At 36.6% G+C, this 20,494-nt stretch carries 15 protein-coding genes and 1 other RNA gene; 6 read left to right on the forward strand and 10 right to left on the reverse strand.

What is annotated here, in order from left to right; all coding sequences use genetic code 11:
- The first annotated feature begins 31 nt into the window (after positions 1-31).
- The 5 genes from CYTFE_RS0104885 (at position 32) to CYTFE_RS0104900 (ending at position 5,677) form a co-directional block, all read left to right on the forward strand.
- Positions 32-961, forward strand: coding sequence for a PorP/SprF family type IX secretion system membrane protein (locus tag CYTFE_RS0104885; protein WP_044213839.1), 930 nt, complete (start codon positions 32-34; stop codon positions 959-961).
- 147 nt (positions 962-1,108) lie between these two features.
- On the forward strand, positions 1,109-3,190 hold the full coding sequence (locus CYTFE_RS0104890; RefSeq protein ID WP_027470904.1) for an OmpA family protein: 2,082 nt from the start codon (positions 1,109-1,111) through the stop codon (positions 3,188-3,190).
- Between the two features lie 18 nt (positions 3,191-3,208).
- A complete protein-coding gene (locus CYTFE_RS0104895; RefSeq protein WP_052342998.1) occupies positions 3,209-3,835 on the forward strand; it encodes an SPOR domain-containing protein in 627 nt (208 codons plus the stop codon).
- Positions 3,836-3,909: 74 nt separating this feature from the next.
- Positions 3,910-4,311, forward strand: an RNA gene (gene rnpB / locus CYTFE_RS29205) — RNase P RNA component class A.
- A gap of 58 nt (positions 4,312-4,369) precedes the next feature.
- Positions 4,370-5,677, forward strand: a complete 1,308-nt coding sequence (locus CYTFE_RS0104900; protein WP_027470906.1) for a YihY/virulence factor BrkB family protein — start codon at positions 4,370-4,372, stop codon at positions 5,675-5,677.
- 476 nt (positions 5,678-6,153) lie between these two features.
- Here CYTFE_RS0104900 and tpiA read toward each other — a convergent pair whose 3' ends face one another.
- The 10 genes from tpiA to bcp form a co-directional block, all read right to left on the reverse strand.
- Positions 6,154-6,909, reverse strand: a complete 756-nt coding sequence (gene tpiA / locus CYTFE_RS30655; RefSeq protein ID WP_027470907.1) for a triose-phosphate isomerase — start codon at positions 6,907-6,909, stop codon at positions 6,154-6,156.
- 36 nt (positions 6,910-6,945) lie between these two features.
- Positions 6,946-8,169, reverse strand: coding sequence for a BT_3928 family protein (locus CYTFE_RS30660; protein WP_027470908.1), 1,224 nt, complete (start codon positions 8,167-8,169; stop codon positions 6,946-6,948).
- 3 nt (positions 8,170-8,172) lie between these two features.
- Positions 8,173-8,736, reverse strand: coding sequence for a DUF1599 domain-containing protein (locus CYTFE_RS0104915; RefSeq protein WP_027470909.1), 564 nt, complete (start codon positions 8,734-8,736; stop codon positions 8,173-8,175).
- Between the two features lie 70 nt (positions 8,737-8,806).
- On the reverse strand, positions 8,807-10,444 hold the full coding sequence (locus CYTFE_RS0104920) for a SulP family inorganic anion transporter (RefSeq protein ID WP_044262582.1): 1,638 nt from the start codon (positions 10,442-10,444) through the stop codon (positions 8,807-8,809).
- Positions 10,445-10,852: 408 nt separating this feature from the next.
- Positions 10,853-12,013, reverse strand: a complete 1,161-nt coding sequence (locus CYTFE_RS0104925; protein WP_052343000.1) for a metallophosphoesterase — start codon at positions 12,011-12,013, stop codon at positions 10,853-10,855.
- Positions 12,014-12,093: 80 nt separating this feature from the next.
- Positions 12,094-14,178 (reverse strand): S9 family peptidase, encoded by a 2,085-nt coding sequence (locus tag CYTFE_RS0104930; RefSeq protein WP_027470912.1) that lies wholly within the window; start codon positions 14,176-14,178, stop codon positions 12,094-12,096.
- Positions 14,179-14,474: 296 nt separating this feature from the next.
- On the reverse strand, positions 14,475-14,867 hold the full coding sequence (locus tag CYTFE_RS25030) for a VOC family protein (RefSeq protein WP_044213842.1): 393 nt from the start codon (positions 14,865-14,867) through the stop codon (positions 14,475-14,477).
- 153 nt (positions 14,868-15,020) lie between these two features.
- The gene (gene rarD, locus CYTFE_RS0104940; RefSeq protein WP_027470913.1) at positions 15,021-15,917 is read right to left on the reverse strand and encodes an EamA family transporter RarD; all 897 of its coding nucleotides are present in this window, start codon (positions 15,915-15,917) and stop codon (positions 15,021-15,023) included.
- A gap of 282 nt (positions 15,918-16,199) precedes the next feature.
- Positions 16,200-17,207, reverse strand: a complete 1,008-nt coding sequence (gene recA, locus CYTFE_RS0104950) for a recombinase RecA (RefSeq protein ID WP_027470915.1) — start codon at positions 17,205-17,207, stop codon at positions 16,200-16,202.
- A 9-nt stretch (positions 17,208-17,216) separates the two neighbouring features.
- Positions 17,217-17,684: a thioredoxin-dependent thiol peroxidase gene (bcp, locus tag CYTFE_RS0104955; protein WP_027470916.1), complete on the reverse strand. Its 468-nt coding sequence runs from the start codon at positions 17,682-17,684 to the stop codon at positions 17,217-17,219.
- Positions 17,685-17,962: 278 nt separating this feature from the next.
- Here bcp and CYTFE_RS0104960 point away from each other — a divergent pair, with 278 nt between their 5' ends.
- Positions 17,963-20,470, forward strand: coding sequence for a PD40 domain-containing protein (locus tag CYTFE_RS0104960; protein ID WP_162150067.1), 2,508 nt, complete (start codon positions 17,963-17,965; stop codon positions 20,468-20,470).
- Positions 20,471-20,494 lie beyond the last annotated feature (24 nt).

Genomic DNA, 20,494 nt, shown 5'->3' on the forward strand with positions numbered 1-20,494 from the left:
CTATTGAATAATTAAACTGACCATGATATATATGCAATTGAAAAGAATAATTATAAGCGTGGTGCTTGTTATAACGACATGTTTTGTCCACGGGCAAGACATGGTTCAATATAATCATTATATAGCCAATCAGGGCTTGTTGAACCCGGCTTATAATGGTACACGTGATGTCATCAGTGGTTTGCTGATTCATCGTAGCCAGTGGGTTGGTGTTGAAGGTGCTCCTATGAACCAATCATTAAATGTACATGGTCCCATCGAAGATACGAATTTGGGGGTGGGATTAAGTATAACCAATGATGCTATCGGTTTTACAAATAACTTTGATGCTTTTGCATCTGCTTCCTATAAGTTAATGATGGATAGACGTAAATTTATTTCATTTGGTCTGCAATTAGGGGTAAGTTCATATGTCTATGACGGGAATAAAGCGATTACAGAGCAATATGGTGATCCGCTTTTTAGTGGGAAGGAATCTAAAATTGGTCTTAACGTAGGCTTTGGTACCTATTTATACGGTGAAGATTATTTTGCGGGTTTTTCTGTGCCCCGAATGTTTTCTAATAATTTTGATGAAGCAGGTGATGTATATAAAAATACGCTAGATTTTAAGAATATGCACATGTACTTGTATGGTGGCTATGTTATTGATTGGAGCGACGTGAAAATTAAACCTACCCTGTTGTTTCGTGAGGTGTACGGTGCTCCTTTGCAATTTGATGTTTCGGCAAATGTTCTTTTGGCGGAAACTTTGTGGTTAGGGGTATCGTACCGTTCTGTATCAGAAATGGTTTTCTTGTCTGAATATATTATTAATCGTCAGTTTACGGTGCGCTATTCCTTCGATTATGCGCTTAATAATTTGAATACATATGCGAAATATGGATCTCATGAGATAAGTCTACAATTCGACTTTACCTTTAACCGGAGAGCCGGAATGCGATCAATTAGGTATTTTTAGTTGATTATAGACTAAAGATGCTTTAAATTTGCGGATGATTTTATTTGTTCGTTTAAAAATTATAATGATTTATTACTGTTAACCCGTTCCTTTACAGGGACAGAAAGAAAGACTCAGGTCCGGATCACTCAACTAATATCTTTTATCATGAAGAATGTTGCCCGTTATATAATTTTTTCACTTGTGCTGTTGGTTGGTATGCAGACATTAGATGCGCAAGGAAAAAATATTTCAAAAGGAGATAAACTATACAAAAAAGGAGAGTATTATCTTGCGTTAATGTCTTATAATAAAGCGAAAGAGGAAGGAGAAAATATCAGTAAGGCCGTAACTACAAAAATAGCCAACTGTTATTTTCAGTTGAATGACATTGATAATGCCTTTGTAAGTTTTAATGAGGTGGAAGATGAACTGAAGGGACAGGACTTGTTAACCTATGCGAAAACATTACATAAAACGGTAGGTGGTTACGAAATGGCTTTGGCTGTTTATGAAAGAGCAAAGTCGGAGGCTGTGGGTGTCAATGTGGAAGAGATTAATGATTTAATTGAATCTTGTAAATGGGCTCTGGAACATAACCAGGTGAATCAAAATGTGCGGGTTATCCCTTCTGCTGTGTATACGGGAGGACAGTCTTTTGGTACTGTCTATTATAAGGATGGTGTTGTGTACTCATCTGCACCTCAGGATAATGGTAGTAGTAAAGTAGATAAAACAGGTAAGGTTTTTTTGGATCTGTATTATAGTGATTTGGTAAATGATGAAATACAGAACGGTCATTTGTTATCCGAAAAATTGCAGTTTCAATACCATATTGGAGCTATCTCTTTTACTTCGGACTATAGTATTATGTATTTTACTTTATCGGTGAGGGTTAAGAATGATACCAGACTAAAAATATTTGAAGTTAAACATGATGGTGATGATTGGGGTAAGTCTGTTGAACTTCCGTTTAATAGTGATGAGTATGATTGTGCCATGCCTGCAGTTTCTCCCGATGATAAGTTTTTGTATTTTGTGTCTAATAAAAAAGGTGGCGAGGGAGGTAAAGATATTTATAGAGTGGAACGTCTTCGTGGTGGTAAATATGGAGCAATGAGAAATATTGGCCCGGCCATTAATACTTTTGGGGATGAGCAGTTTCCTTCTTTCAGTAAAGATAATGAGTTTTATTTTTCTTCGGATGGACACATGGGGTATGGAGGTCTAGACATTTATAAGGCCGAATATAAGGATGGTAAATGGACGAATCCTCAAAACCTGTTACAGCCTTTTAACTCTTCTAAAGATGACTTTTCCTATACAATCAACCCCAATAATCCTAATCGCGGTTTTTTATCGAGTAACAGAAGGGGCGCCAATGATGATATATTCTATGTTGAAATACTTGGAAAAGAAACACCGAAACATGAAGCTCCTATTGTTAAGGAAGAGGTGACAGAACCTCAGGTGGGTGATGTTATTGATATAACAGCATTACCCGAAGTGAAACCGGAACCAGAAATTAAACCGGAACCTCAAATAGAACCGGAACCAGAAGTCAAGGAAGCGCCTGTGGATCTTTCGATATTTCCATCAGCTTTGGCTACCAAAATTAAATCTACTTTTAATAATGAGATGGCTGCTGGAGTTAAGGTGGAGATCCTTGATGACGTTACAGGTAAGAAGGTTGCAAGCGCTGTTTCGGATGCCAATGGTAATTTCAATATCCTTATTCCTGATGAATTTAAAAAAGAAGGACAGGAGTTTGAATTAGTATTTTCAAAGGAAGGGGAGTATAATTCAAAACGAATGATTGTTAATATTATGGAAATCAAAGATATTAACGATAAAGGTATATCTATGACGCCTGTTTTTAATGATAATGTGCTGGATGATATCAGTGGAATGATTTTGTATTACAATGGTAACGAATTATTGGAAGAAAGTAAGAAAACCTTAGATAGATTGGCCACTTACTTACAAAGCAATCCTCAAATAGTTGTGAAATTAAATACACATTCTGATGCACGGGGTAGTAAATTGGATAACCTTATGAAAACCCAAAAAATGGGTGAAAAGGTTGAAGGTTTGCTACAAGCGAAAGGTGTGGATGAAGACTCTACCATTCCAAGAGGCTATGGAGAACGGTATATAGTTAATAGGTGCAAAAGAGGTATTCTTTGTAGCGAAGAAGAACAACAGAAGAATAAAAGAATTGAAGTGGTAGTTTGGAAGGTTAAAAAATAATTTATAAAGAAAGAGATCATGACTAAATATATTTTATCCTTTTTATTGATTATTGGCCTTTCTGGGGTACATGCACAATCAAAAAAAGATAAATTAGGGGCGTTACGGACATCAAAAAAAATCGTAAGTGTTTCATCTATTCCTGGAAAGGATGATTTTGCGGTGCAAATTATTGCCTTACGTTTGCCTGCAGGTGAACCTGGTTTTTTTAAAAATATTGAGCAGGCCCGAGAATTTAAATGTGTAGATGGTTTTGTACGATATACAGTAGGTAGTTATCCAAATTATGAGGAGGCTAAGAAAGAAGTGTTATACTATAAAGATCTGGGGTATGTACAAGCTTTTGTAGTTAATACGGCTTTATATAATTTAAGGACTAGCGCTAAACGTCGTGGCTTTGTACCGGATCCGAATAAAAGATATACCATACAGTTGAGTGCCTTTAGGTTTCCTGTTTATTTAAGCCATTTTAAAGGTATTGATCATGTTAAGGAGTTTTACTTGAAAGATCGTATTTATCGTTATACTGTTGGGGATTACTCTTATGAGGATGCAGAAAAAGCGTTAAAGGCTATCAAAGATAAAGGGTATCCTAAAGCCTTTGTGACAGAGTTGGATGCGTATTTACCCTTTCAAATAGAATAGATATGCCAAAGTCTTCTCACTAAATAAAGCCCTCAATAAACCATAGCTGTTATATTTTTACTATTTTTGCAGTAATAGCAAGTCAGTCTATCGCCGCAATGACCGAATCGTTCTTTGGATGTTTCGTGTAATTGAGGAGGAAAGTCCGGGCAATAAAGGGCACCTTGCTTCCTAACAGGAAGATATCCGTGAGGGTATAGTAATGCAGCAGAAAATAACCGTCAGGCTTTGCTTGATAAGGGTGAGAAGGTGAGGTAAGAGCTCACCGGTATCCGTGGTAACACAGATAGCCGTGCAACTCAAGGATTGCAAGACCAAATATATCACGATTTCGTAAGATACGGAGCGGCCCGTTCTGGTGTTTCGGCAGTCGTGAGGGGTAGGTTGCTGAAGGTCATGAGTGATCATGATCGTAGACAAATGATAGACCGCTCTTTTGGGAGCGACAGAACCCGGCTTATCGACTTGCTATTTTTTTCTTCTTTAAATTCATTTATTTCCGGCTTAAGGCCTATTAACGCTACATGATATAATATGAAGGAGTACTTCTCGAAGATGATAAAATACCTCACGGAAGATATGTGGAGGATTCAGAAGGTAGAGTTGTCTCGACCTCATTTAATCATCGTAAATATTCTAAGAATCCTGTACTTGGCCGTAAAAGGTTTTATCTATGATAAGTGCCAGCAAAAGGCTTCTGCTTTAACATTTTATTCTTTGATGTCGGTGGTACCAATGGTAGCTATGCTATATGGTATTGCCCTTGGTTTTGGATTTGATAAAACTTTAGAAAATGAATTGGCCAAAAGAATGGCTGGCCAACAAGAAGTTTTACAATACATCTTAGAGCTGGCTGAAATGTATATTAAGAGCACCAAAAGTGGTTTAATTATTGGCGTGGGTTTGGTGATATTGTTTTGGTCTGTGATGCAAATGTTGGGTAATATTGAACAAAGTTTTAATGATATATGGGAAGTGAAGCGATCTCGTAATTTTGCACGTAAGTTTACCGATTACATCTCGCTGATGATTGTGGCCTTGTTATTTTTGGTGTCCAGCAGTAGTATGGTTGTGTTTGTTTCAGCCAAATTTAATGATTACGCCGCCTTAAGTTATGTGGGGAAGTTGGTGTCTTCTATCTTACCTTATTTACTGATTTGTATTGTGTTTACCATGCTTATTTTGATTATGCCCAATACAAAAGTTAATTTTCTTTCTGCACTGGTGGGGGGAGTTGTTGCGGGGGTATTGTTCCAAATACTGCAATTTTATTTTATCAACTTCATGGTTGGAGTATCGAGGTACAACGCGATTTATGGTAGTTTTGCTGCTTTACCTTTATTCTTGTTTTGGATGCAAGCAAGCTGGTTAATTGTGATGTTTGGGGCAGAGGTGTCCTTTGCCGTTCAAAATGTAAGTAGCTTTGAGTTTGAGGCGGATACAAAAAACGTGAGTGTGGAGTACAAGAGAGTCATTGCTTTGTTGCTCACTTACAATATTATTAAACGTTTTGAAAATGGTGAAAAACCTATGATTCCATTGGAATTGTCGAAGGAGTTAAAAATACCTATCCGTTTGATCAATGAAATTTTATTTACTTTGGTAAAATGTGAAGTGTTGGTAGAGGTAAATAATGACTCGGGAACGGTTACTGCTTATCAACCTGCATTGGATATTCATAAGTTAAAGGTATCTACGGTATTGGATATGCTGGAAACTTATGGTACTGATAACCTTCATTTCGAAGAAACAGAAAGCCTTTCTAAGGTTAAAGCGGTGGTGCAGGAATTTAAAGCACTCCGATTGAAAGCTCAAAGTAATGTGCTATTAAAGGATTTGTAGCAAGGTATTGAACCATTGTTATGGGCGTGTAAAATTATACGGAAGCATGCAAGCGCCCGGATTAAAGGAATCATGGCTTTGGTGTCTAAAAGCATAGATAGGTGTTACTGGTTTGGAGTTTGGTGATTGTTGTGTCTATTTTTATGGCAATGACAAACTAGCGAAGCCTGATCATGAGAGCCTTTTAAAACAAGCCTTCCCGAATAAAAAGGACGTGTCGATAATTTCTAATCTTGAAAACAAATTCAAGTAAAATATAGAGGGTGACAATTTATCCATAACCATATTCAATAATTTTCAATATTTGCATGACAACTATAAACAACATTTATACCCAACTTTTGGCACTGACCCGTTATCATGAGGACCATTAAAATTATTTGTAAGAAAAAGCTGCAATAGAAGCCTGTAGAATAAAGAAAAAGGTTACCTCCAGTATTGGAAATAACCTTTTTCTTTATATGCTATATATTGACTTAAAAAGCATCAATAATGCCAGCAAAGTCTTCAGCTTTCAGTGAAGCACCACCGATCAAACCGCCGTCAACATCAGGCTTGGCAAATAATTCTTTTGCGTTACTTGGTTTACAGCTTCCTCCATAAAGGATGGTTGTATTGTCAGCTACTTCAGCACCGAATTTGTCAGCTACAACAGAACGAATATATGCGTGAATTTCTTGCGCTTGTTCAGGAGAAGCAACCTTACCAGTTCCGATGGCCCAAACAGGTTCGTATGCCAATACTATTTTTGCAAAATCTTCAGCTGAAAGATGAAATAAAGCTTCTTCGATTTGGCTTTTTACCACTTCGTTTTGTTTGTTTGCTTCTCTTTCTTCCAATACTTCGCCAATACAGAAAATAGGAGCCAAACCGTTGGCCAAGGCCAAATCTGTTTTTACTTTTAATGTTTCATTGGTTTCTCCATAATACTCTCTTCTTTCTGAGTGACCAAGAATTACATAAGCAGCACCTGTAGATTTTACCATAGAAGCAGAAATCTCTCCTGTGTATGCACCTGATTCGTGGTCTGCACAGTTTTGAGCAGCAACACCAATTTTTTCGGTATCCACTGCTTTAACCACCTCTGTGATATGAGTAGCAGGTACACCTACCACAACACCACAATTGGCTTTCTTTGAAGCTAAAATGTCGTTTAATTCAGTTGCTAATTTTACACCCTCTTGAAGGGTTTTGTTCATTTTCCAGTTACCTGCAACAATGTTTTGTCTCATCGTAAAAATGTTTGTTATTGAAATTATATGTATTATTTATTTTTTTTGCATGAATAGGATTAAAAATATCAAGCCACCCAAAGCATAGCATAACAGTAGCAATAGGTTTTGCTGCTGAATCAACTGTCCTAAGCTGTATGAAATAGGATTCTTAAAAGAGGCAGGGTCGGGGAGATCGTTATAATGCCATTTTCCCATTACATTACCTTTTTGGAGCAGTACCAACCCCGGGTTAGAACGAATCACTGTTTTTAACATGGTTTCATCCGCATTTAAATAGTCAAAACCAGCGTCTCCATCAAATTCAAATTTGGTAATTTGGTCATCACTGGAAGCCGTTAAAAAATGAGTATGAATCCCCTGTTCATATAATTTTTGTTTTAATTCAATTATATTTTCTAATATTCCGTTTTGCCAATGGCCTTTATTGATTTGTGAAGAAATAACCAGTAAAACAGGAGCTTCACTGTTTAGTATATTTTGTGCTTGATCAACACCTTCCAAATCGTTCAACACAAAATCATGTATGGGTGGCTCATAGCCTTCCTTAATTATTTTTGTGTCATTGCTAACGAATACCCAAGTAGTATCTGTATAAGGATAATTTTCAGCTGTAAAAGATTTTTGTTTTCCATCTTTTTCCAAAATAAATGTAGTTTCGTACTCTGGCTGCTCGGCACCTTCGGGAATTTGCATTCCTTCGTTTATATTATTCCCAATTTTATAAGGTCTGAAATCAATGATGGGTAGATGTTGCAGACTATAGTAGGTGATACCCAGTATGGCTCCGGTAAAAAATAGGGTAATAATAAGTTTATTTAAATTTTTAATAGCTTCATTGAATTGTTTACGCTTGACAAATATAAATAGAGTAGGAAGAAGCAGTATGATATTTTTGAAGAATGTCTCCCAATTACTCAACTTGAGGGCGTCACCAAAACAACCACAATCGGTCACCGGATTTTTAATGGCAATAAAAAGGGTTAGTGGTGTAAAAATTGTCATAAAAATCAATGCCAATATCGAAGATGTCTTGATTCTAATTCCCAATAGAAGGTGCAATCCTGTTAAAAATTCAAGTGCTGCAACTACAAATGCGGCAGGCATTACCAGTCCCATTAAACTTTCTGTTCCAAATGCGCTTAAGTAGTCTCCAAATTTGATAGCACTTCCGGTTGGGTCAACTGCTTTTACAAATCCAGAGAATATAAAGGTGATACCTACTAAAATTCTACTAACAACAAATAAAGATCTAGTCATAATTTATTCTTTTGGCGGTTGTGATTCTGGAAAGTCAAGTTGAATCATTGCAAATATGGCGTAGTTGATGATATCCAAATAATTTGCATCAATACCTTCCGAGATAATTGTTTTTCCTTGGTTATCTTCAATCTGCTTGGTACGGTGAAGTTTCATTAATATCAAATCCGTGAATGAGCTGATACGCATATGTCGCCATGCCTCATCATAATCATGATTTTTGTCCGACATGAGATTTTTGGCTCGGTAAATATTATCCAAATATAGCTGTAAGGCTTTATTGTCGTCCATCTCGGGTTGGTCACTGGGACCGTTTTCTAGTTGGATGATAGCCATTGCGGCATAATTAATAATACCGATAAACTCAGAACGTACCCCTTCATCCACCATGGTAACTCCTTTGGTTTCAATGCTCCTGATGCGTTGAGCCTTGATGAAAATCTGATCGGTCATGGAAGAAGGGCGGAGAATGCGCCATGCTGTGCCGTAATCCTTCATCTTTTTGATAAAGATATCTTTGCAGACATTAATTACATGCTCAAACTGTTGATCTGTTTTTTGCGACATAATTGTTTTTAAAATTGATGGGTAAAAGTATCAAAATTTCGCTAAACTGAGGTATTTTATGATCATCACTTTAGGATATTTTGTTTTTGGCATGAAGAACGGCATCTTCAAAGCGTTCAAATATATTATTTTCCCCAATTTTACGTATAATATCACTTTTGGTAAATGTTTTGCTAACATCTTCATTTACACCTGAAAGTATGATTAATACATTGGACTTTTGTAAAGTCTTGATGGTGCTCTTGAAATTGTGGATAGCTGTTTGATCAACAAATGACACATGTCTCATTCTAATAATGAGTATTTTATGTTTTAACCCAATGCTCTCTATTACACGAGTATAGGTTTTGGCTGTTCCAAAAAATAGAGGACCGCTAATTTCGTAAATAGTAACTCCATCAGGAATATCGGAATAGTCTTCAATCACATCAGTATCTACTCCATGACCAATCTTTTTTTCTGCGATGTCTGACATTCGTTTCATAAACAAAATAGCTGATAATACCACGCCAACCTCAATGGCAACGGTCAAATCCACGAGTACTGTAAGTAAAAAAGTGGTAATCAATATGATGATGTCGAACCAAGAGGCTTTTAAGATGGATGCGAAGGAACGCCATTCACTCATGTTATAGGCTACGACAATCAAAATACCAGCCAAACATGACATAGGAATCAGTTTCGCCCATTTTCCAAAGAAAAGCATAATGACCAAAAGTGTAATGGCGTGAACGATTCCTGCAATGGGTGTTCTTCCTCCGTTTTTTATGTTGGTAGCGGTTCTGGCAATGGCGCCCGTGGCTGGAATACCACCAAAGAAGGGTGTGAATACGTTGGCTACGCCCTGTGCGATTAATTCTGTATTCGAACGGTGCTTTCCTCCAATCATACCATCTGCAACCACAGCAGACAGTAAGGATTCAATACCTCCTAATAGTGCTATGGTGATGGCTGGCTCAATATATTGTGAAAGTCCGTCTACTTGAAACGAAGGTAAGGCAAAGGATATTTTATTGGGTATATCTCCAAAAAAGGTCTCAATAGTAGTCACAGGTAGATCTAATAGCTGTACTAAAACAGTCATCACAATGATGGCTATAAATGATCCAGGTACTTTAGAAACTATTTTTCTGGAATAAACAGAAAGTAGAATGGTGACCACAGTAATACCTAAAGCATAAAAATTAGTGCTGTGCATATTGGAAAAGAAAACACTCCATTTTTCGATAAAGTCCGAAGGTACATGCTCAACATTTAATCCTAATGCATCTTTAATTTGAGTAGAAAATATTACCAGTGCAATACCACTGGTAAAGCCTACAATTAGTGGTTGGGGGATGTATTTAAGTAAGGTGCCTAGTTTGAGTAATCCGAATATAATTAACAGGATACCGGCAAAAATGGTGGATATCATCAATCCATTTATACCGTATTGTTGAAGGATGCCAAATACGATGACAATAAATGCGCCGGTAGGTCCACCGATCTGAACGCGACTACCTCCTAACATGGCAATGATAAACCCGGCGACAACAGCTGTTATTAAACCTTTTTCCGGTGAAACACCTGAGGCTACCGCAAAGGCAATTGCTAAAGGCAAAGCTACTATACCGACAACGATGCCGGCCATAATATCTGATGTGATCTGTTTTTTGTTGAGTCCAGTTTTAATCAACGTGAAAAACTTAGGACTAAATGTCTTGTTCATTATAGACGTAATAAAGGTTTATAAAATAGAATAGTGCAAAATTGAAAGTTATCAACTGCTACTACCTGTAAAATCAGAATAAGTGATGTGCTCGCTTGACTACAATACGGAAATTAGCAGGATGAAGAAAGCTGTACGAAAGGCTTTCTTACGCAGAAGATATGTGAAACATTAAATGCACCAGCGTTGCGTTTTGTATTTGAGAGCACAAAAGTAATACTTCCAAATTCAAAAGAAGATTGTGACGATAATTTTAAGACAAATTAACGTTATAAAAGCATAGACGTACCTAATAGAGCAAAAGAAATGCTATATTTATTCATGCACGGTGTCATAAAAATGTAGTTTCGCCGATATCTGATTTTTTTATTTAAAGTAAGAACAAGGAATTAGTAGCTGATGGATATCTTATTCGAACTCCAACGTAAAGGCTAATATTTCAGGTCTATTTCCTATGCGTACCGGAGGCCCCCAGGTACCATAACCTGTGCTTACATAAAAATGTGTATTTCCCTTTTGTTTATAACCTCGGCTAACTTCAAATATTTTTTGCGTAATATAACCTAAGGGCCATAATTGACCATGATGTGTGTGGCCGCTGATTTGTAAGTCTACACCGGCTTCTTGGGCCAACTCCAGATGGAATGGTTGATGATCAAGTAATATGATTGGTTTTTGCTTGTCAAGAGGAGATAGTAATTCGCGAACGGTTTTTCGGGGTACACTGGTGAATGAGGTTTTTTCTTTATCCTCTCTACCTACCAGGTAAAAGCAGCTATCTAAAAAGACGGTTTCATCTCGAAGTATGTTTATACCATGACTTTCAAGATATTGAACGGCTTCTTCTGCTCCACCAATATATTCATGGTTTCCGGTAGAAGCATATACACCCAATGGAGCTTTTAGGTGTAATAGGTTTTTACCTAAGTTTTGCTCAATAACAGGTTTGACATCTTCATCGACCACATCTCCTGCAAACAAAATAATGTCGGGCTTTAATGAATTGATGGTGTTTACTAATTTAGCCGTTTTTCTTGGGCCAATGATGGTTCCTAAGTGAATGTCCGATGCAGCTACGATCTTAAGTGTTTTTCGCTCACCTCCCGCTTTGTGTATGTGAATTGTTTTTTTTACAATTTTAGGTGTCCATGCGTTTATATGTCCCAGTAAAACAGTCACCACCACCAAGGCACTTGCGACATAGGTGGTGATGAGTTTTATGTGGGTATAATTACTGCTTAGCTTGTCAGGCATAAAATGAAACAACATATTACTCCATCTAAATAAGTCCAGGGTAAAAATAATTAAGACAAAATAGAGCATTCCGGCAAACCAAAAGGCGCCACTCCAATGAATAAAGGAAGAAATGGGAGAATACCATATTTTTTCTAAGAAACGACCAGCGGGATAGGCTAGTGTGAGGAATAACATGATTCCTCGTAAATAGGGAAGGAGTTGGGGCATTGCCCCTAATCCCTGAACGCCTCTTTTGTATATATAAAAGTTGACCAAAAAATGAATTCCCAATATTATTCCAAAGAAGATTAAAAAACGCATATTCTTATTCATTGTAAAGTGTCTATTTCTGCCTTCGTAATTTTTAGTGGAAAGCATGTATTGTGAACCGAAAAGTAAAGAAAATGTTTATTTTACTTTAGGTACGTGTCGAGCCATCTAAAAAACTCCCTGTGCCAAAGAATACCGTTTTGTGGCGACAGCACCCAATGACTTTCTTCTGGAAAATACAGAAAACGAGCTGGAATATCTCTTAATTTGGCTGTGTTATAGGCGCCCATACCTTGGGTATATGGTATTCTAAAATCTTTTTGTCCATGGATAACAAGGATAGGGGTATCCCAATTAGCCACAAACTTATGGGGTGAATTGGCATAGGTGTTTTGGGCTATTTTGTTATCTTTTTCCCAATAAGGGCCTTTCATATCGAAGTTTACAAAAAACATCTCTTCTGTGGTGGAGTACATTTGTTCAAAGTTGAATATTCCGCAATGTGCCACAAATGCTTTAAAACGTTTGTTATGATTTCCGGCCAACCAGTAAACAGAGAAACCTCCATAGCTGGCACCAATGGCTCCCAATCGATCTTGATCTACATAAGGTTCTTTGGCCATAACATCAATGGCAGTAAGGTAGTCTTTCATGTTTTGTCCGCCATAATCACCGCTTATTTGTTCATTCCATTCTTGTCCAAATCCAGGTAGTCCATGTCTGTTAGGGGCAACTACAATATATCCTTGTGCTGCCATTAATTGAAAATTCCATCGTAAGCTCCAAAATTGACTAATGGTACTTTGAGGTCCTCCTTGACAATATAGCAAGGTGGGGTACTTTTTATTCGCATCAAAGTCTGGAGGATAGATGATCCAGGTTTGCATTTGCTTTTTGTCGGTGGTCTCGATCCATCGACTTTCTACCTGACCCATTTTTAGTTGCGATAGCACCTCTTTGTTGACAAACGATAATTCTTGCTCCTCACCTGTTTGTGTGTTGATGGAATATATTTCGGTGGGGTGGTTCATGGTGGTTTTTGTGGCGATGACCTGATGCTGCATGGGCATGACAGAGGTGTAATTCTGACGGCCTTTTGTAATTTGATTTATCAGACCCGAAGAAAGATCCACCTGATATATCTGGAACGGTCCCTCGTGATTGCTGGTAAACCAAATTTTGTCACTTTCTTCAGACCAGCTCAGAGTGCCCACATTTTGATCGAAATCAAGTGTCAAATCTTTTTTCTTTCCAGAACGGAGGTCCAGTAGAAATAAACGGTTTTTATCTGCTTCGTATCCGTCTCTTTCCATGCTTTCCCATGCCATATATTTGCCATCGGGTGAAAAGGTGGGGTTTAAATCATAACCAACCATTCCTTTGGTTAGATTGGTAGTGGAATTGTCTTCAATATTATATAAATAAATATCCGCATTGGTGGAAAGGGCATAGTCCTTACCGGATAGTTTTTTACATGAATAGGCAATTTTTTTAGAATCTATTGACCAGTTGATTTGTTCTATTCCGCCAAAGGGATTCAAAGGGGAGTCAAATCTTTCGTTTTTCATGATATCAATGTAATTGTTACTTATCATGCCTTCTTCTGTTGCTGCGATAAATATATGGCTATAAGCTCCATCTTCCCAACTGTCCCAATGACGGTACATTAGGTCGTTTTCAATTCTCGCATCTGCCAAGGGAAGGTCGGGATATAAATCATGAATGTCTTTATCTAGTGGAACGGATGCTGTGAAAGCCAGGTGTTTCATGTCTGGAGAGTACAGATAGTTAGTGATCCCTCCCTTAATATTGGTCACCTGTTTCTTATGAGATGCATTCAGATCCATCTCCCATAACTGCACCGATCCTGATTCAGATGAAAGAAAATTAATTTTACTTCCATCCGGACTGAATTTCACACTTGTTTCATTTATTGCGGAATTTGTTAGTTGTGTTGTTTTGCCAGATTTAAGTGTGATCTTGTAAATGTCTGTATATGATTTGTTTTCTTTTATATTGGTATAGGCCACCGTATATAGCACTTCTTCTTTATCTGGTGATAAGGAAACATTACCGACCCTGCCTAACTGCCATATGAGTTCAGGTGTGAGTTTGTCGCTATATAGTTTTATTCCTTTGTTTGTAAAGCCACTTTCAGTCGAGGATTGTGGACTGTTGCAAGCGCACAAAATAATCAATAGCATTAATGTTACGTGTATAAGTTTCATAGGTAAATATTTTGTATTTATATGGAGTGAGAATTAAATCAGAAAAATGCACTAGAAAATTTATTGCGATGTTCTAATGCTTCTTGCAGATTAAATGAAGCGCAATTTAAAACCTGTTTTAGAAAGTTCCAAATATTCAGCTTCAGAGAATTTCCTAGGGGATGCATTCATATCTATCTGTCGAAAGAAAGTGGATCATGTTTCTGTTCAGACTGATTGTTATATTTATGATGGATATTGAGATATTTGTCTGTTGTGTTGTTATACCGAATTTAAGTGTGACCAAGTAAAAGAAGCTATAAACTTATGTGATTTTTATTGTAAAACAACTGCATATCATTTTCACTAAGGTCCACCTCCTCTAGAATAGATCTTCCATTGGGGAAGTGCTTGCAGGTCCATTGCCAATCTTCGATAATTCTAATTTTTCCATTGGACATTATTTCGGGGGTAGAAACGCAAATGCCTGTAATTAATTCATTTTTTATGTTGGTATGGTAGTATTGCATTTGTAGATTACCCCATTTATCCGCACTGGCCTCCACAAAACCGAGTTTAATATAACCTCCTTTGTAGGTGGCGCTAACTCTATTTCCGCTTTGTTTGTAAAAATATATGGTTTCTTCAGTGGTGTCTCCACTGCTTGAATTACTTATCGTAACAAATGTTTTGTTGTTGTAATTAATCATGGGTAACAGTTTGGTAAAATGTCACTGGCAATTTATCAGTTTTTACCAAATAATAAAAGAAAAAACAGTAGAAATATATTTATAAGAATAATATTTATTTACTATAGCCCCATGAATTATGGACGAATATATAAGTTATGAGGTGTTAAAAAATTATAGGTTCATTTTATGTCTTTTTTTTTCCAAAATTAGGGAATAAACATAGATGGCAATGGCTAGCCAGATAATAGCAAAAGATACGACATGGCTTAGTTTGAAAGGCTCATGATATATAAAGATGCCAATGAGTAACATGATGGTGGGTGCCAGGTATTGAAAAAATCCAACGGTGGTTAGATTTACTATTTTTGCTCCTTTTGTAAACCAGTATAAGGGCATGATGGTAATGATGCCGGTGCCTATGAGTAGAAGAGTTGAAGGGAACTCAAAAATAGATGATGAAATAGTATTTGTTAACCAAAGGTATGCTTGATATGTAATGGCGAAAGGTAAAAGGATAGTGGTTTCAAAGGCCAGGGATGGCAGGGTATCTACTTTGGTTGTTTTTTTGATCAAACCATAAAATCCAAAAGAAAATGCCAGAAGAAGTGAGATGTAAGGAAACTCTCCAACTTTTAAAGTGAGAAACAAAATAGAGCCGGAAACCATGATTAAAGCCAACGTTTTCATTTTCGTTAGTCTTTCTTTTAAAACAGTAATTCCTAAGAACATATTTACCAGAGGGGTCATGTAATACCCCAGTCCCGCTTGAACAATTTTATCGGTATTGACTGCATAAATAAATACTCCCCAATTGATACCAATTAGGAGAGAAGTCGTTAAAAGAGAATAACGATTTCTCTTGTTTTTCCATATGCTATTAAACTGGTTGTTATTTGTAACAGTTAAATAAATGGTTAGTATAATAAAGGACCAGATTACTCTATGCGATAAAAGTTCCCATTCTCCAATGTTCTTGAGTAATTTCCAATATATGGCCAGTACTCCCCACATTAAAAACGCTTGAAGTACATATAAATAACCTTTGATGCTTTGATGTTCTTTTTTCATGGTAAAAAAAAAGCCGGGTTTTAACCCGGCCCGTCTATTATTAAAGAGTTAATATGCATTTGTATCAAGACTTATATTTAAATATAAGTTGGATGACAACAGATGACGTCTATGCTATCTTAATTAGTGGCTGCAAGAAAACTACTGTTTTTTCTGTCTTTGATAAGAAAGCTTCAAAGACAAGGCTTTCGATATTTTTGAAACCAAGGAGTTTACTGATTGTAAATGACTGTTTCAAAAATGAGAATAACGCAGTATTTGGAGTTTTCTTGCAAAGACTAATTATTTTTTACTACTGGCCTCTATAATCTTTTGTTCCAGTTCGTCCATTAGTTCCGGATTATCTTTGATAACTCCCTTCACAGCTTCTCTTCCTTGTCCTAATTTAGTTTCGCCATAACTAAACCACGAGCCACTTTTTTTAATGATTTCCAGATCAACACCCAGGTCAAGAACTTCACCAACTTTAGAAATACCCTCACCATACATGATGTCGAATTCTGCTTTTCTAAATGGAGGAGCTACCTTGTTTTTCACCACTTTTACCCTTGTGTGGTTACCAATCACATCTTCTCCGTCTTTAATTTGGGAGGCCCTGCGGATATCAATCCTTATGGAAGCATAAAACTTAAGTGCATTTCCACCGGTTGTTGTCTCAGGGTTGCCGAACATAACCCCAATTTTTTCTCTTAACTGGTTAATGAATATGCAACAAGTATTGGTTTTGTTAATGGTTGATGTCAGTTTTCTTAAAGCTTGTGACATTAGTCTTGCCTGAAGTCCCATTCGTGAGTCTCCCATTTCTCCTTCAATTTCAGCTTTAGGTGTTAGGGCTGCTACCGAGTCTACTACAATGATATCTATTGCAGAAGAACGAATAAGTTGATCGGCAATTTCCAAGGCCTGTTCACCGTTATCTGGCTGAGAAATCAACAAGTTTTCTATATCAACGCCTAATTTTTCTGCGTAGAAACGATCGAAGGCATGTTCTGCATCAATAAAGGCTGCAATACCTCCTGCTTTTTGAGCTTCGGCAATGGCATGTATGGCCAATGTTGTTTTACCAGATGATTCGGGACCGTATATTTCGATTACTCTCCCTTTGGGAAAACCACCAACACCCATAGCCATGTCCAACGACAATGAACCTGTTGATATAACAGGAATATCAACAATGGCATTTTCACCCATTTTCATGATTGTTCCTTTACCATAGGCTTTATCTATTTTGTCCATGGTAAGTTGCAGTGCTTTTAATTTTTCCTTGTTAACTTCTTGTTTATCTGCCATATTTATCTTTTAAATTAATTCCAGTTCTTTGTATATTTGTTGGGTATGATCTTTTGTCTTTACCTTTTTTATGATCTTTTCAATAATGCCTTCTTCATTGATTATAAAAGTAGTTCTTAGAACACCCATGTATTCTTTTCCGTATAGTTTTTTTAAGCCCCATGCATTATATAACTCCAGTATTTCTTTTTGAGTATCTGCAATAAGGTTAAATTGCAAATTGTGCTTGGCTATAAATTTTAAATGTGAGGCTGTACTGTCAGGACTTATACCAATTACTTCAAATCCTTTTTGACTAAGTTCACCATAGTTATCATTTAAATTACAGGACTCAGCTGTACAACCTGGTGTGTTGTCTTTGGGGTAAAAATAGAGAATTACTTTTTTGCCCGCAAAATCACTTAATGAAATTAATTGATTGTCTTGGTTTATTCCGGTAAAAGCGGGAGCTTTATCCCCTTCCTTTAAAATATCCATGCTTTTGAATTTAAGATTACAAATATATTCCTTAAAAACTATTAATAAACGGTATGGTTCAAAAGAGTTATCAACAAGTCGTTAAGAAAGAATAAATATATGCAGATTGTCTTAAAAATAATAATTGATTTTTAGAAGGAATGTCATTGGAGATGGCGGAATAACGATTGTGTGCAGACATATGTAATTTTATGAAATACCTTTGTCCCTGTTAGGTATTTGATCTTATATTTATAATTTTGACGATGATTTGTTTTTCAAAAGTTTTAAGAGAAGTTATGATTAAATATTTAAGCACATTTTTATTTTGGCTATTGGTCGTTGTAATGGGAAATTTTTCTTCAGTACTGGCGCAAGAGTCTGTATATACACCAAAAAAAGGCTTGGAATATATTAAGAATGAAGATTTTAAAAATGCACAATTAGTATATGCTCATTTACTGAAAAAATATCCTAAAGATGCAGCATATAATTATTATATGGGTATCTGCTTATTAAATAACAAGGGGGACTTATCTCAGGCTGTAAAAATGTTGAATTTTGCCCAAATTAAAAGGGTAAGTAATAAAGTTAGTTATTACTTAGGTAGGGCGCATCAGTTGTCTTTTCGTTTTGAGGAAGCCATACATAATTATGAAAAGTTTTTAAAAAGTAAGTCGTCGGATAGTGAGAAGAATGAGAAGGCTAACTATTATCTGGAACAATGCAGAGATAGTAGAAGGATTTCAACAAAGATTTATGAGTTAAGCGTATTGGATAGGTCATCAGTGCCAAGAGAAGACATTTTGGAGATGTATTCTCCTGCTAAGGATGTGGGGCGATTTTATAAAAATGGTGATTTCTTCGAATCAGGAGTTAATCCGAACCATATTCTTTTTGAAACAGAACGTGGTGATGTGGTCTACTTTTCCATGGCTCAAAGTTCGGAAGATACTATGAGTATTTATAAAATTCAGAAATTATTGGATGGATGGGGAGATAGTGAAATTGTAGGAGAGCCTGTTAGTTCCGCTTATAATGACGCTTATCCCTTTATGGCTTCCGACGGATTAACATTTTATTTTGCCTCGGATAGACCCGGTGGTTTTGGAGGTTTTGATATTTATAAGGTTTATTACGATAATGAAATGCAGGGGTTTTTGGATCCCATTAATATGGGCGTTCCTTTTAATTCACCCGAGGATGACTTTTTGTTTGTTTCGGACGAGTTTAATGAAGTGGCTTGGTTTTCTTCGAATCGAGAAACCACAGGAGATACTGTTATGGTTTATAAAGTAAAATGGGATGGAAGCCAGGTGCGAAACATGGTAGATGATCCTATTCAAATAATTGAATCGGCTCGCCTAAAATTAGATAGTGATCAGTCTGATGAGTATGGCAATGGGCGGCGATCAAGAACTAACAAAGGGGAGAGAGATGAGTCGAAAAAGCAAGGCTTGTTCCGTTTTGATATCAATGATACGCTTCAATATGTTGATTTCGATAATTTTTTAAATCCTGAAGCTCTTTCTTTGTTCAAAGCTGGATATATGATGGATCAACAAAGAGATAGTTTGGCTTTTTTAATGAAAAGTAGAAGGGCTGATTTTGAACGAGTGAGCAATGAGTCGGATAGGAATAAAATTGTGAATGAGATTTTGAATTTGGAGAATAGGGTATACAAGCTAGATGATCAAATTCAAGAAAAGTACTTATTGTCGAGACAAAAAGAATTAAATGAGATTCAAGATAGAATAAAACAAGGAAATTATGAAGGATTGGGAGGTAGGAGTGATGAGTCTACTACATTGAACTTTGATGGTGTTTTTGTTCCTGAAAAATATAGCTTTCATATTAGTGATGAATTTGAGAGGCATTATGCGAAGCGGGCAGATATGTATAAAAGCTTGTTTTCAGAAAATGACATAGCTAGCTTGCGTTATGCTGATTCGCTGTATGTTTGGGCTAATATTTTAAATTTAGAATCAGCATGTCTTTTGGAGCATTCAACACAAGTACAGGACTCTGAACCCATGAAGCTGGGAAATATATTGAAAAAGGAAGATAGTTTAGGAGATGACGAGGTCGGAAAAACAGCTCAGATGATGAAAGAGTCCAAGGAATTGAAGATTCTTTCTAATCGTATTTATCATAAGGCTCTGGATAAAAAATACCCTATTTATTATCTCAAATTAAAAGATATATCGCGCAATTTAAATGATGCAAACAGTAAAAATATTTTGGTGTTGTCGCAACAGGGAAATGCGTATTTTAGAGAGGCAAAAGGTATTTTAAATGGCCCCGAAGGACTAAATTTTGAGTCGTACGAAAGGGCTGGTACCATAAAAAAAGCTGGTGTTGAGAAACAGGAACAGGCATTGTACTTATATAGTGATACAGACAATGAAAGGGTGGATGAGATTAAGAAAGAGCCTCGGGGGGTCATACAAAAATCATATAGCGAAATTCATAGGGGAGAGGTTTCTGAGAAGAAAGATAAAGAACCAGCGCTAGCCCCAGAGGTAGATGTGGTTCCTGAAAAGGTAGTGAAAGCCACCGAAGAGGAGGTTTTTAAAATTCAGATTGGTGTTTTTAGAAATCCTCCTAAGCAAGAAGCATTGGATAAAATACCGGAGGTGTCTAAAGTAGAGTTGGTAGGGAGAGGTTTGACAAAGTATTTTTCAGGAAGTTATGATTCGTATGAAGAAGCGCAAAAAGTGATACCGGAAATTATTGATGCCGGCTTTACAGGCGCATTTGTTGTTTACTTTAAAGGAGGTAAGCAAAGTTCAATGCCACAAAAATAATATACCGAATAATTTTAATTAAGA

The sequence above is a fragment of the Saccharicrinis fermentans DSM 9555 = JCM 21142 genome, from assembly GCF_000517085.1.
GTDB classification, from domain to species: domain Bacteria; phylum Bacteroidota; class Bacteroidia; order Bacteroidales; family Marinilabiliaceae; genus Saccharicrinis; species Saccharicrinis fermentans.